This is a genomic window from Mesorhizobium sp. M7D.F.Ca.US.004.03.1.1 (assembly GCF_003998635.1).
GTDB classification, from domain to species: Bacteria; Pseudomonadota; Alphaproteobacteria; order Rhizobiales; family Rhizobiaceae; genus Mesorhizobium; species Mesorhizobium loti.
The window spans coordinates 1-12274 of sequence record NZ_RZQG01000081.1 but is presented as its reverse complement, the minus strand read 5'-3'; the positions used below and the strand labels follow the sequence as shown (position 1 = coordinate 12274).

The window sequence follows — 12274 nt, the reverse complement described above, 5'->3', positions numbered from 1 at the left end:
CCCTTGACGGTTGAGACGGCGTCGGCGGCGCGCAGCAGCGAGGCCTCGGAGAGATCGCTGGAATGGGCATAGCCGCTGGCTTCGCCGGCCACGGCACGCAGGCCAAACCCCTGGTCGGTGTTGAAGTTGGCGGTCTTCAGCCGGCCATTGTCGAACATCAGCGCTTCGCTTTCGCTGTATTCGAGGAACAGCTCGCCGTCGTCGGCGCCGTTGATGGTCTCAGCGACGATCTGCTTGATGCGATCGTCTGAAATGTCGAATTGGCCGATCAGGCTGTTCATGGCGCATCCGTTCACAGGAGGAATGGGTCTTTGCCACGATGTAGGCGCGAAGGCGCGTCGAGACAATCGTCCAGCCGCGTTGTGATGACAAATGCGGTTCGCCGACAGGTCGCCGACGCAAGGCTAGGGCGTCAGGGCAGGGCGGCGAAACCGTCGGCAAAACCCTTGAGATCGACCGGGATGCCGATGCCTTCTTCCGGCGTCTGGAAGACGATGAAGGTGGCCGACGTGCCGGTCTTCAGCGTGTCTAGCAGCGGCTTTTCGAGAATGACTTCGGCATAGCAGCCGTCCTGGAAGCAGCGCACGAAATAGGCGCGGCCGATATCCTTGCCATCGACATTGAGACCGAGTCCGTTGGGCAAAAGCACGCCGAGCGGCGCCAGCACGCGCAGGATCTCCGCCTTGTTGTCGGCGGTACGCAGCACGACGACCGACAGCCCCATCTCAGGACGGTCCTCGGCGACGACGTTCTGCATCATCACGCATTGTTCCGAGGTGGCGCCGGCCGGCGTGTCGCAGATGATCGACCACGCGCCATGCGTCGAGCGTACCGTGCCGCTCGGTTGCGCGGCGTTGGCCGTGCCGGACAGGCCGATCGCGGACAAGCCGACACCAGACAGGGCGGCGAGAAAGATGACCTTCGCCAAGGTTCTCGAAAGCCAAGGGATCATGACGGCTCCATTGCGAATCACGGCACTTTAAGCCGCGCCAAAGCCAAGTAAAGGACGAGACCGCAACCGGTCTGCCCCGAAAAAGCCAATACGGCGCTTTTCCCTGCCAATTTCGCCCGAATTGCGACGTTCGGCACGCGCGGCCGGCAGGAATGCCACCGTTGGCCCAGCATAGGCGATTCGGGGCCGCCGCCGCTGCCTTCAAAGGCACATCCGGGCTTGCGCGCAAAAATGCCGCACGGTTTCGTCCGCTCCTTTCTTGCGGAGGGAAAAAGAGTATGGTTTGAACCACCTTGAGACTGTCGGGATTCCCGTCCCGGCATTGTTCGTTATTCTTGTGGTACAGCCGCGAGGAACTGGGAGACGATGAGGGCGATGAGAAATTTCCTGGCAAACGCCAAGGTTCCAGCAAGTGCCAAGTTTCTAAGTGCTTGTGCCGCTGTCACGTTTTTCGCTGGCACATCCGCCCATGCCGACCAGCCCAAGGACTGGGAGACAACCTTCCAGGCGCCGGCGACCGACATGATGCGGCAGATCGAGTGGTTCGGAAACTACACGATGTGGTTCATCGTCCCGATCACCATCCTGGTGCTGCTCCTTCTCGCCTATTGCATCGTCAGATTCCGCGCGAGTGCGAACCCGGTTCCGTCCAAGACCAGCCACAACACGCTGATCGAGGTGATCTGGACTGTCGGCCCGGTGGTCATCCTGCTTTGCCTCGCCATTCCCTCGTTCCAGCTGCTGACCGCGCAGTACACGCCGCCGGAAGAAGCAAAGCTGACCGTCAAGGCGACCGGCAACCAGTGGAACTGGGACTACGAGTACCAGACCGAGAACACGCTCTCGTTCAACTCCGCGATCCTCCAGGACACCGAACGCGCCGCCGCCGGCAAGGAGGACCGCAAGGTCTATCCGCGCCTGCTCGCCGTCGACAACGAGTTGGTGGTGCCGGTCAACACCATGACCCGCGTGCTCGTCACCGCAACCGACGTGATCCACTCCTTTGCCATGCCGTCGTTCGGCATCAAGATCGACGCCGTTCCGGGCCGCACCAACGAGACCTGGTTCAAGGCGGAGAAGGAAGGCCTCTACTACGGCCAGTGCTCGCAGCTCTGCGGCAAGGACCATGCCTTCATGCCGATCGCCATCCGTGTCGTCTCCGACGCGCAGTTCAAGACCTGGCTGGCGGCAGCCAAGACCGATCTGCCCGGCGCCAACAAGACGCTGATGGCCGCGGTCGACGGCCAGAACAAGGTAGCGGCCGCTGGCAACTGATGCCGCGGGTTAGCAAGATTTAGGGAACGGAGCGGAACATGGCAGACGCTACAGCTCACGACGGGCACGACCACAAGCCTTATCACGGCTGGGTGCGCTGGGTTTATTCGACCAACCACAAGGACATCGGCACGCTCTACCTGATCTTCGCGATCATGGCCGGCATCATCGGCGGTGCCTTGTCGGTCGCCATCCGCATGGAGCTGCAGGAGCCTGGCATCCAGATATTCAGCGGTCTGGCGCAGATGGTCTACGGCATGAACGGTGACGCCGCGATCGACGGCGGCAAGAGCATGTACAATGCCTTCGCCACCGCGCACGCCCTGATCATGATCTTCTTCATGGTCATGCCGGCGCTGATCGGTGGTTTTGCCAACTGGATGGTTCCGATCATGATCGGCGCGCCCGACATGGCGTTCCCGCGCATGAACAACATCTCTTTCTGGCTGCTGCCGCCGGCCTTCATCCTGCTGCTCACCTCGATGTTCATGCCGAGCGCGCCGGGCGCGTATGGCGTCGGCGGCGGCTGGACGCTTTATCCGCCGCTTTCGACCTCGGGGCAGCCCGGACCGGCGATGGATCTGGCGATCCTGTCGATCCACATTGCCGGTGCGTCGTCGATCCTTGGCGCCATCAACTTCATCACCACCATCTTCAATATGCGTGCGCCTGGCATGACGCTGCACAAGATGCCGCTGTTTGCCTGGTCGGTGCTGGTCACCGCCTTCCTGCTGCTGCTGTCGTTGCCGGTTCTGGCCGGCGGCATCACCATGCTGCTCACCGACCGCAATTTCGGCACCACCTTCTTTGCTCCCGATGGCGGCGGCGATCCGATCCTGTTCCAGCACCTTTTCTGGTTCTTCGGTCACCCGGAAGTGTACATCCTGATCCTGCCGGGCTTCGGCATCATCAGCCACGTCATCTCGACCTTTTCGAAGAAGCCGGTGTTCGGTTATCTCGGCATGGCCTACGCCATGGTGGCGATCGGCGCCGTCGGCTTCATCGTCTGGGCGCACCACATGTATACGACCGGCCTGTCGCTCGACACGCAGCGCTATTTCGTCTTCGCCACGATGGTCATCGCGGTGCCGACAGGCGTGAAGATCTTCTCCTGGATCGCGACGATGTGGGGCGGGTCGATCTCGTTCAAGACGCCGATGCTGTGGGCGCTGGGCTTCATCTTCCTGTTCACCATCGGTGGTGTCACCGGCGTCCAGCTGGCCAATGCCGGCCTCGACCGTTCGCTGCATGACACCTATTTCGTGATCGCGCACTTCCACTACGTGCTGTCGCTGGGCGCGGTGTTCGCCATCTTCGCCGGCTGGTACTACTGGTTCCCGAAGATGACCGGCTACATGTATTCGCCCGTCATCGCCAACACCCACTTCTGGGTTACCTTCGTCGGCGTGAACCTGATCTTCTTCCCGCAGCACTTCCTCGGCCTCGCCGGCATGCCGCGCCGCACCATTGACTATCCGGATGCGTTTGCCGGCTGGAACTATGTGTCGTCCATTGGCTCCTATATCTCGTCCGTCGGCGTACTGATCTTCCTCTACTGCGTGTTCGAAGCCTTCCAGAAGAAGCGGGTTGCCGGTGCCAACCCGTGGGGCGAGGGCGCAACGACGCTCGAATGGCAGCTGCCTTCGCCGCCGCCTTTCCACCAGTGGGAACAGCTGCCGAAGATCAAGTAAGGCGGCTGCCCTCTCGAATACGAAACCGCCGGTCCGCCGGCGGTTTTGGCCAACGGAATGATGGACTTGAGTACGCATGGCCCTTGTCGACGACCCATTGATTGACGAAGCGGGCTTTCGCATGTCGGAAGCGACGGCGGGCGATTTCTTCGCCCTGCTGAAGCCGCGCGTCATGTCGCTGGTGGTGTTCACCGCCTTTGTCGGTCTCGTCGCCGCACCGGTGACCATCAACCCGCTGCTGGCGGTGATCGCCATCCTGGCTATTGCGATAGGTGCTGGCGCCTCCGGCGCGCTCAACATGTGGTACGACGCCGACATCGACGCGGTGATGACCAGGACCGCCAGCCGTCCGGTCCCGGCCGGTCGCATCCAGCCGCACGAGGCGCTGAGCTTCGGGCTGGTGCTTTCGGTGCTGTCGGTGATGACGCTCGGCGTGCTGGTCAACTGGCTGTCGGCGACGCTGCTGGCCTTCACCATCTTCTTCTACGCCGTCGTCTACACGATGTGGCTGAAGCGCTGGACGCCGCAGAACATAGTCATCGGCGGTGCTGCAGGCGCCATTCCGCCAGTCATCGGCTGGGCCGCGGTGACCGGAACGGTCAGCCTCGAAAGCCTGATCCTGTTCCTGATCATCTTCCTGTGGACGCCGCCGCATTTCTGGGCGCTGGCGCTGTTCAAGTCCGAGGACTACGCCAAGGCCGGTATCCCGATGATGCCGAATGTCGCCGGACACGCCTCGACGCGCCGCCAGATCTTCGCCTACGCGCTGGTGCTGGCCCCGGTCGGGGTGGCGCCGTGGCTGCTTGGTTACACCACGCCGATCTATGGCGTGGCCGCCGTGCTGCTCGGGGTCGGTTTTGTCTGGTACGCATGGAAAGTGCTTGGCATGGCCGACGACGACCGCGTGATGAAACCGGCTAAGGCCTTGTTCGCCTATTCGTTGCTTTATCTCTTCGCCATCTTCGCTGCCTATCTGGCCGACAGCGTTGTCGAACGCGCGCTTGCCATGGGTGGAGCATGACTATGATCGAAGAAAAGCTCGAGACTATCACGTTGACCGAGCGTCAGAAGAAGGCCCAGCGTAGCCGTTCCATCGCCATTGGCGTGGCGCTGGCGTTGCTGGTCGTCATTTTCTACATCGCAACCATCGTGAAGTTCGGCCACAATCTGGGCACGATGTGATGAGCGTCGAGACGTCCAAAAAAGCGACAGGCAAGAACAGCAACGTCATTGTCGCGGCGGTCTGTCTTGCCTTCTTCACCGGCATGATCGGCATGGCCTATGCCGCGGTGCCGCTCTACAAGATGTTCTGCCAGGCGACAGGCTATGGCGGCACGACACAGCGTGCCGAGAAGCAGTATGCCGGCCGCGTGCTCGACCGTGAAATCACCGTCCGCTTCGATGCCAACATCGCCGGCGTGCCGTGGGAGTTCCAACCGGTCCAGCGCTCGATGACCATGAAGATCGGCGAGACGGTGCAGGCGCACTACAAGGCCACCAACAAGTTCGATCGCCCCGTGACCGGCCGTGCCACCTTCAATGTGCAGCCCGAACTGGCGGGTCCCTACTTCAACAAGGTCGAGTGTTTCTGTTTCACCGACACGACGCTGAAGCCCGGCGAGACGCTGGACATGCCGGTCCTGTTCTATGTGGACCCCGATATTGTCAACGTGCCGGAACTGAAGGACGTGAAGACGATAACCCTGTCCTACACGATGTTCCCGGTCGAGAAGACCAAGCCGGTCGCCTCCTCGGAGCCGGCACAGGGCAATAGCAAGACAATTTCCAATACCGAAGCAAATCTCGGGGGTTGATATGGCAGACGCGCACGCACACGCAAAACCACAGCATGACTATCATCTCGTCGACCCGAGCCCATGGCCTTTCCTGGGTTCGATAGGGGCGCTCGTCATGGCCTTTGGCGGCGTCTGCCTGATGGAGTACCTGAAGGGCGGCAGCTTCCCGATCTTCGGCTTCAACATCGCCAATCCGTGGCTGTTCTTCATCGGCATCGTGATCGTCCTCTACACCATGTTTGCCTGGTGGTCGGACACGATCAAGGAAGCGCATGAGGGCCATCACACGCGGGTCGTGTCGCTGCATCTGCGCTATGGCATGATCATGTTCATCGCCTCGGAGGTGATGTTCTTTGTTGCCTGGTTCTGGGCCTATTTCGATGCCAGCCTTTTTGCCGGCGAGGCACAGAACTACGCGCGCCACACATTTACCGGTGGCGTCTGGCCGCCGAAGGGCATGGAAGTTCTCGATCCCTTCCATTTGCCCCTCTACAACACCATCATCCTGCTGCTGTCGGGCACAACGGTCACCTGGGCGCACCATTCGCTCATCCATGGCGATCGAAAGGGGCTGATCAACGGCCTGGTGCTGACCGTCGGCCTGGGCATGCTGTTCACCATGGTGCAGGCCTATGAGTACATGCACGCTCCGTTCGGTTTCAAGGATTCCATCTACGGCGCCACCTTCTTCATGGCGACCGGCTTCCACGGTTTCCATGTCATCATCGGCACCATTTTCCTGTTGGTTTGCCTGATCCGGGCGATGAAGGGCGACTTCACCCCCAAGCAGCATTTCGGCTTCGAGGCGGCCGCCTGGTACTGGCACTTCGTCGACGTGGTCTGGCTGTTCCTGTTCGCCTCGATCTACGTCTGGGGATCGGTCGGCGCGGTGATCGAAGGCCACTGATCTAGCATCTGGGATTTCCATTTCGAAAAGGCGGCCACGGCAACTTGGCCGCCTTCTTCTTTTCGGCGCAATGATCGCTGATCGATAGCTCATGCGGCTGACAATTCCGTGGGCGATTTGCGCATTCACGATCACGGCATTCCCGGCCCTTGCCGCGGAAAGGGTCGATCTGGTGCGTGTCGACAAGTCGGAACGGCGGCTGGAACTGATCGGCGACGGCAAGGTCCTGCGAAGCTACGGCATCGCGCTCGGCGGCGATCCTGTCGGGCACAAGCACCAAGAGGGCGATCAACGCACGCCCGAGGGGAGCTATGTCCTCGACTGGCGCAACCCGAACAGTATCGCGCATAAGTCGATCCATATTTCATATCCCAATACCGACGATCTGGCGGGCGCGAAGGCGCGCAATGTCGACGCGGGCGGCATGATCATGATCCACGGCCAGCCAAACGGTTATGGCTGGTGGGGCTGGCTGCTTCAATTGGTCGACTGGACCGATGGCTGCATTGCGGTTACGGACTCCGACATGGACGAAATCTGGGCACTGGTGGCCGATGGCACACCGATCGAGATCGAGCGGTAAGCAATGAGCGACGACGCTTCCATGAGTGAAGATAGGGCGATCTGGCCTCCGATCGACCCGATTTCGGCAGGCCTGCACGGCCGCTGTCCGCGCTGCGGCGAGGGGCGGCTGTTTGCCGGTTTCCTCACTGTCGGCAAGCGCTGCGTCAATTGCGGCCTCGATTATTCCTACGCCGATGCCGGCGACGGGCCGGCGGTCTTCGTCATCCTGATCATAGGCTTCCTCATTGTCGGTCTGGCGCTCTGGGTTGAAGTCACGCTGAGCCCGCCGCTCTGGCTGCATCTGCTGGTCTGGATCCCGCTGGCTGTCGTGCTGTGCCTGACGGCGCTGCGGCTGATCAAGGGCGTGCTGCTCACCCTGCAATACCGCAACAAGGCGGCCGAGGGCCGGCTGGATCGCGGCGAATGAGCGAGGCGTCCGTCAAAGCCGGTGGCCGTTCGCGGCCACGGATGGCATTGCTGTTCAGCCTTGGCCTGGGGCTGTTCGCGATCCTGCTGGCGCTAGGCACCTGGCAGGTCCAACGCCTGTACTGGAAGGAAGGTCTTCTTGAGACCATCGACCAGCGCACCCATTCGGTGCCACGGCCGCTGGCCGAGGTTGAGAAAGAATTCGCCGCCACTGGGGACGTCGACTACACGCCGGTCACCGTCACCGGCACCTTCCTGCATCAGGGCGAACGGCATTTCTACGCGACCTGGGAAGGTGACGCTGGCTTCAACGTCTATACGCCGCTTGCCCTGGACGATGGCCGCTTCGTCCTGATCAATCGCGGCTTCGTGCCTTACGATCTGAAGGATGCCGCCAAGCGCGCCAAGGGACAGGTGACAGGCAAGGTGACGGTCACGGGACTTGCCCGCAATCCGCTGCCGGCAAAGCCGTCGATGATGCTCCCCGACAACGACGTGGCAAAGAACATCTTCTACTGGAAGGACCGCGATGTGATGGCGGCGAGCGCCGGGCTGCCGGCGGGTGCTGCGCTGGTGCCGATCTTCATCGACGCCGACAAGACGCCAAATCCAGGCGGATTGCCGGTCGGCGGCGTCACCATCATCGACCTGCCGAACAGCCATCTGCAATATGCGATGACCTGGTATGGCCTTGCCGCAGCGCTCGCCGCCGTGCTCATCCTGCGGCTTCGCCGCCCAGCGAAAGAGGAATGAACGCGACCGACACCCTTGACAGGGCCATCGCCCTTGACAGGACGGGGGTAGGCGCCTCATTTCGGCGCTGACGAACCGGCCAGGATTTAATGCTCCAGACAACCACCAAGCCTCCCTTGACGATCCGGCTCTGCCAGCCGCGCGGTTTTTGCGCCGGTGTGGACCGTGCCATCCAGATCGTCGTGCTGGCGCTGAAGAAATATGGCGCGCCGGTCTATGTCCGTCATGAGATCGTGCACAACCGCTACGTCGTCGAGGGGCTGCAAAGCCTTGGCGCCGTCTTCATTGAGGAACTCTCCGAGATCCCGGCCGAACACCGCCAGAGCCCGGTCGTGTTCTCGGCGCATGGCGTGCCGAAGTCGGTGCCGGCGGATGCCCAGGCGCGCAATCTCTTCTATCTCGATGCCACTTGCCCGCTGGTATCGAAGGTCCACAAGCAGGCGATGCGCCATCAGCGGCTGGGCCGCCATGTGCTTTTGATTGGTCACGCCGGACATCCCGAGGTGATCGGCACCATGGGCCAGCTGCCGGACGGAGCGGTGACGCTGATCGAGACCGAAGCCGATGCCGCCAAGCTTGCGCCTGCCGACCCGCAGGCGCTCGGCTTCGTCACCCAGACCACTTTGTCGGTCGAGGACACCGCCGGCATCATCCGCGCCTTGCAGGATCGCTTTCCAGCCCTGCAGGCGCCGGCGGCAGAATCGATCTGCTACGCCACCACCAACCGCCAGGAGGCGGTCAAGGAGACCGCCGCCGGCGCCGATCTCTATCTGATCGTCGGCGCGCCCAATTCCTCCAATTCGCGGCGCCTTGTCGAAGTGGCGGAACGTGCCGGCGCCTCGATGTCGCTTCTCGTGCAGCGCGCCGCCGAGATTCCGTGGAACGACATCGGCAACATCTCGACGCTCGGCCTGTCGGCCGGCGCGTCGGCGCCCGAAATCATCGTCGACGAGATCATCGATGCGTTCCGGCAGCGCTTCGATGTCACGATCGACCTGGCCATCACGGCCACGGAAACGGAGGATTTTCCGGTCATGCGGGTACTGCGCGATGTCGAACTGACGCGAGCCGACATGGCCTTCGTCAATGGAGCCGCGTAAGGCACATGGCGGTCTACACCGACGTTGCGGAAGGCGAACTCGGCGCGTTCCTGAAGCACTATCCGGTCGGCGATCTCCTGTCCTACAAGGGCATCGCCGAAGGCACCGAGAACTCGAACTTCCTGCTGCATACCTCCAGCGGTTCCTACATCCTGACGCTCTATGAAAAGCGGGTCGAGAAGGCGGATCTGCCGTTTTTCCTCGGCCTGATGGGCCATCTCGCCAACAAAGGCGTCTCCTGCCCGTTGCCGGTGACCGCGCATGACGGCACCGTCATCGGCACGCTCGCCGGCCGGCCGGCGGTCATCATCACCTTCCTCGAAGGGCTTTCGCTGCGGCGGCCAGCGGCAACGCATTGCGCCGAGGTCGGCAAAGCGTTGGCGGAGTTGCATCTGGCTGGCGCCGATTTTTCGATGACGCGCCCCAATGCGCTGGCCATCGACGGCTGGCGCAAGCTCTGGAACGCGGCGCGCGACCGCGCCGACGAGGTCGAGCCGGGCCTTGCGGCCGAGGTCGATGCCGATTTCGCCGATTTCGAGCGGAGCTGGCCGAAAGACCTGCCGCAAGGCATCATCCATGCCGATCTTTTCCCCGACAACGTCTTCTTCCTCGGCGAAAAGCTCTCCGGCTTGATCGACTTCTATTTCGCCTGCGACGACCTCTATGCCTACGACGTCGCCACCTGCCTCAACGCCTGGTGCTTCGAGAAGGATTTTTCCTTTAACCTCACCAAGGGCAAGGCGATGCTTGCCGGCTATCAGAGCGTGCGTCCCCTGAGCGACCAGGAGAAGGCGGCGCTGCCGATGCTGGCGCGCGGTTCGGCGCTGCGCTTCATGCTGACCCGGCTGTACGACTGGCTGACTGTTCCCAATGGTGGGCTGGTGATGAAACGCGATCCGACCGAGTATATCCGCAGGATGCGGTTCCACCGGGCGATCAGATCTCCTTCGGAGTATGGATTGGCCTGATATGGGGTATCATGAGCAAACAGGTTGAAATCTTCACCGACGGCGCCTGTTCGGGCAATCCCGGCCCCGGCGGCTGGGGCGCGATCCTGCGCTTCAATGGCACCACCAAGGAGCTTTCCGGCGGTGAGGCCGAGACGACCAACAACCGCATGGAACTGCTCGCGGCCATCTCGGCGCTGAACGCGCTGAAGGAACCCTGCACGGTCGAGCTTCACACCGACAGCAAATATGTCATGGATGGCATTTCCAAGTGGATCCACGGCTGGAAGAAGAACGGCTGGAAGACCGCCGACAAGAAGCCTGTGAAGAACGGTGAACTCAGGCAGGCGCTCGACGAAGCCAACAAGCGCCACAAGGTCACCTGGAACTGGGTCAAGGGCCATGCCGGCCATACCGAAAACGAGCGCGCCGACGAACTCGCGCGCGAAGGCATGGCGCCGTTCAAGAAAGGCCCGTTCAAGTCTGCTGCTGCACCAAAGCCGGCTGCGCAAGCAAAACTGCCGACGGTCGCGAAAGCGCGGCGCTCAACCCAGAGCTATTAATTTTGGGCGCCGGACGGATCTCAGGCAGGGAATTTCCATCGTGCCGATCCTCTACTACGTCACGCATCCCCAGGTTCAGGTCGATGCCAGCGTTCCCATGCCGGAATGGGGGCTATCCGACATCGGACGCGCGAGAGCATTTGCAATGCTCGACCGGCCCTGGATCGGGTCGATCCGGCGTATCGTGTCGTCGGCTGAACGCAAGGCGATGGAAACCGCCGAGATCCTCGCAACGCATCTGCGTCTTGTCATCGAGGTGAGGGAACGGATGCATGAGAACGATCGATCGGCAACGGGTTTCCTGCCGCCGCCGGAGTTCGAAACGGTCGCGGACCAGTTCTTTGCCAATCCACACGAAAGCATTCGCGGATGGGAAAGAGCTATCGATGCGCAGCATCGTATCGTGAGCGAGGTCGACACCGTGCTCGGTACCAATGACGCCGACGACATTGTTTTCGTCGGGCATGGAGGGGTGGGAACGCTCCTGCTCTTGTCTCTCAGCGGTCGAGAAATCAGCCGCGAAGCGGATCAGCCGGCCGGCGGCGGTAACTATTTCGCTTACGATATCGGCGCTCGCCGCATTCTCCACGGCTGGCAGCCGGTCGACAGGCCGGGGCAGCCGTAAAAGCTTAGCGGATCAGCAGTGCTGTGCCCCAAAGCCCGAGCGCGAACACAGTATGCGACACCAGGTTGAGCGCGCGGACCTGCATCGGATTGGGGCGCTTTGAAGCCGCCCAGCCGGCGCCCATGCCGGGCGCCAGCAGGAACCAGCCGGCGCCGACGGTGACGATGCCGAGGATGAAGGCCGGCAGGAATGTCGGCGCGGCAAGCCAGCCCGCTCCGACCAGCACCACCAGGATGATCCCATAGACGATGCCGACAAAATAATGAAAGGCCCAACCCAGCGCCTTTTCATGCGCGTAAGGCACTGCATTGCCGATATCGTCGTGGAAGACCTTGTCGCTCAGGTGCCAGACCCAGCGACCGACCGGCCCCCAGTTCGGCCGTGGCTGGCCGAACGCCTTGTGCAGGAAGATGGCCCAGAGATCCATCAGCACGGTGGCGCCGATGCCGATCACGATAGCGCGCCAGAAGACGTCAAACATCGCTAGGGTCCCCCAAAGCAGGCCCTGGACTGCAGCGATCGTCGTTGCGGTCCCGCCTGACGCCTCGCTGAAGTTCAGAGCTGTCCCAGAATATGAGCCGCGCCGGACTCGTCGACACCGGGCTTGGTCTCGACATTGAGCGCGGTGACCTTGCCGTCGTCGACGACCATCGAAAACCGCTTCGAACGCAGCCC

General features: G+C 62.0%; 16 protein-coding genes and 1 pseudogene. 13 read left to right on the top strand and 4 right to left on the bottom strand.

Annotated features, from left to right (window positions below; all coding sequences use genetic code 11):
• Nucleotides 1-281, bottom strand: a 281-nt coding sequence (locus EN935_RS07790; protein ID WP_281034682.1) for a DNA gyrase modulator, incomplete at its 3' end; no start/stop codon positions are given.
• A 131-nt stretch (nucleotides 282-412) separates the two neighbouring features.
• A complete protein-coding gene (locus EN935_RS07785) occupies nucleotides 413-952 on the bottom strand; it encodes an invasion associated locus B family protein (RefSeq protein ID WP_109662248.1) in 540 nt (179 codons plus the stop codon).
• Between the two features lie 375 nt (nucleotides 953-1327).
• Here EN935_RS07785 and coxB point away from each other — a divergent pair, with 375 nt between their 5' ends.
• From coxB to EN935_RS07720, 13 genes are all read left to right on the top strand, one after another.
• The gene (gene coxB / locus EN935_RS07780; protein WP_127264917.1) at nucleotides 1328-2227 is read left to right on the top strand and encodes a cytochrome c oxidase subunit II; all 900 of its coding nucleotides are present in this window, start codon (nucleotides 1328-1330) and stop codon (nucleotides 2225-2227) included.
• 38 nt (nucleotides 2228-2265) lie between these two features.
• Nucleotides 2266-3918 carry a cytochrome c oxidase subunit I gene (ctaD, locus tag EN935_RS07775; RefSeq protein ID WP_126068400.1) on the top strand — a complete coding sequence of 551 codons (1653 nt, stop codon included), beginning with the start codon at nucleotides 2266-2268 and terminating at the stop codon, nucleotides 3916-3918.
• Between the two features lie 76 nt (nucleotides 3919-3994).
• Nucleotides 3995-4939: a heme o synthase gene (locus EN935_RS07770; protein WP_109662255.1), complete on the top strand. Its 945-nt coding sequence runs from the start codon at nucleotides 3995-3997 to the stop codon at nucleotides 4937-4939.
• Nucleotides 4940-4941: 2 nt separating this feature from the next.
• Nucleotides 4942-5100: a hypothetical protein gene (locus tag EN935_RS07765; RefSeq protein WP_109662257.1), complete on the top strand. Its 159-nt coding sequence runs from the start codon at nucleotides 4942-4944 to the stop codon at nucleotides 5098-5100.
• Nucleotides 5100-5732 carry a cytochrome c oxidase assembly protein gene (locus EN935_RS07760; protein ID WP_126068401.1) on the top strand — a complete coding sequence of 211 codons (633 nt, stop codon included), beginning with the start codon at nucleotides 5100-5102 and terminating at the stop codon, nucleotides 5730-5732. The genes EN935_RS07765 and EN935_RS07760 overlap by 1 nt, the downstream gene beginning before the upstream one ends.
• 1 nt (nucleotide 5733) lies before the next feature.
• On the top strand, nucleotides 5734-6621 hold the full coding sequence (locus tag EN935_RS07755; RefSeq protein WP_109662262.1) for a cytochrome c oxidase subunit 3: 888 nt from the start codon (nucleotides 5734-5736) through the stop codon (nucleotides 6619-6621).
• A 91-nt stretch (nucleotides 6622-6712) separates the two neighbouring features.
• Nucleotides 6713-7204: a L,D-transpeptidase family protein gene (locus EN935_RS07750; protein ID WP_109662264.1), complete on the top strand. Its 492-nt coding sequence runs from the start codon at nucleotides 6713-6715 to the stop codon at nucleotides 7202-7204.
• A gap of 21 nt (nucleotides 7205-7225) precedes the next feature.
• On the top strand, nucleotides 7226-7612 hold the full coding sequence (locus EN935_RS07745; RefSeq protein ID WP_164548642.1) for a DUF983 domain-containing protein: 387 nt from the start codon (nucleotides 7226-7228) through the stop codon (nucleotides 7610-7612).
• On the top strand, nucleotides 7609-8364 hold the full coding sequence (locus EN935_RS07740; protein ID WP_164757765.1) for an SURF1 family protein: 756 nt from the start codon (nucleotides 7609-7611) through the stop codon (nucleotides 8362-8364). Before EN935_RS07745 ends, EN935_RS07740 begins: the two co-directional genes overlap by 4 nt.
• Before the next feature lie 89 nt (nucleotides 8365-8453).
• Nucleotides 8454-9464, top strand: a complete 1011-nt coding sequence (gene ispH / locus EN935_RS07735) for a 4-hydroxy-3-methylbut-2-enyl diphosphate reductase (RefSeq protein ID WP_109662268.1) — start codon at nucleotides 8454-8456, stop codon at nucleotides 9462-9464.
• Nucleotides 9465-9469: 5 nt separating this feature from the next.
• The gene (locus EN935_RS07730; RefSeq protein ID WP_127373251.1) at nucleotides 9470-10432 is read left to right on the top strand and encodes a homoserine kinase; all 963 of its coding nucleotides are present in this window, start codon (nucleotides 9470-9472) and stop codon (nucleotides 10430-10432) included.
• A gap of 11 nt (nucleotides 10433-10443) precedes the next feature.
• Nucleotides 10444-10974: a ribonuclease HI gene (gene rnhA, locus EN935_RS07725; protein WP_127373250.1), complete on the top strand. Its 531-nt coding sequence runs from the start codon at nucleotides 10444-10446 to the stop codon at nucleotides 10972-10974.
• 97 nt (nucleotides 10975-11071) lie between these two features.
• Nucleotides 11072-11599 carry a histidine phosphatase family protein gene (locus EN935_RS07720; protein ID WP_127265976.1) on the top strand — a complete coding sequence of 176 codons (528 nt, stop codon included), beginning with the start codon at nucleotides 11072-11074 and terminating at the stop codon, nucleotides 11597-11599.
• Between the two features lie 4 nt (nucleotides 11600-11603).
• Here EN935_RS07720 and EN935_RS07715 read toward each other — a convergent pair whose 3' ends face one another.
• Nucleotides 11604-12080: a DUF2938 domain-containing protein gene (locus EN935_RS07715; protein WP_109662277.1), complete on the bottom strand. Its 477-nt coding sequence runs from the start codon at nucleotides 12078-12080 to the stop codon at nucleotides 11604-11606.
• Between the two features lie 74 nt (nucleotides 12081-12154).
• Nucleotides 12155-12274, bottom strand: a pseudogene (locus EN935_RS41915) (peroxiredoxin); the annotation flags it as partial.

What these genes read in the sequence shown, in the direction of transcription:
- EN935_RS07770 (WP_109662255.1), top strand. Translation starts at nt 3,995, where the DNA reads ATGGCCCTTGTCGACGACCCATTGATTGACGAAGCGGGCTTTCGCATG.
- EN935_RS07755 (WP_109662262.1), top strand. Translation starts at nt 5,734, where the DNA reads ATGGCAGACGCGCACGCACACGCAAAACCACAGCATGACTATCATCTC.
- coxB (WP_127264917.1), top strand. Translation starts at nt 1,328, where the DNA reads ATGAGAAATTTCCTGGCAAACGCCAAGGTTCCAGCAAGTGCCAAGTTT.
- EN935_RS07740 (WP_164757765.1), top strand. Translation starts at nt 7,609, where the DNA reads ATGAGCGAGGCGTCCGTCAAAGCCGGTGGCCGTTCGCGGCCACGGATG.
- EN935_RS07720 (WP_127265976.1), top strand. Translation starts at nt 11,072, where the DNA reads ATGCCGGAATGGGGGCTATCCGACATCGGACGCGCGAGAGCATTTGCA.
- rnhA (WP_127373250.1), top strand. Translation starts at nt 10,444, where the DNA reads ATGAGCAAACAGGTTGAAATCTTCACCGACGGCGCCTGTTCGGGCAAT.
- ctaD (WP_126068400.1), top strand. Translation starts at nt 2,266, where the DNA reads ATGGCAGACGCTACAGCTCACGACGGGCACGACCACAAGCCTTATCAC.
- EN935_RS07730 (WP_127373251.1), top strand. Translation starts at nt 9,470, where the DNA reads ATGGCGGTCTACACCGACGTTGCGGAAGGCGAACTCGGCGCGTTCCTG.
- EN935_RS07715 (WP_109662277.1), bottom strand. Translation starts at nt 12,080, where the DNA reads ATGTTTGACGTCTTCTGGCGCGCTATCGTGATCGGCATCGGCGCCACC.
- EN935_RS07745 (WP_164548642.1), top strand. Translation starts at nt 7,226, where the DNA reads ATGAGTGAAGATAGGGCGATCTGGCCTCCGATCGACCCGATTTCGGCA.
- EN935_RS07750 (WP_109662264.1), top strand. Translation starts at nt 6,713, where the DNA reads ATGCGGCTGACAATTCCGTGGGCGATTTGCGCATTCACGATCACGGCA.
- ispH (WP_109662268.1), top strand. Translation starts at nt 8,454, where the DNA reads ATGCTCCAGACAACCACCAAGCCTCCCTTGACGATCCGGCTCTGCCAG.
- EN935_RS07785 (WP_109662248.1), bottom strand. Translation starts at nt 952, where the DNA reads ATGATCCCTTGGCTTTCGAGAACCTTGGCGAAGGTCATCTTTCTCGCC.
- EN935_RS07765 (WP_109662257.1), top strand. Translation starts at nt 4,942, where the DNA reads ATGATCGAAGAAAAGCTCGAGACTATCACGTTGACCGAGCGTCAGAAG.
- EN935_RS07760 (WP_126068401.1), top strand. Translation starts at nt 5,100, where the DNA reads ATGAGCGTCGAGACGTCCAAAAAAGCGACAGGCAAGAACAGCAACGTC.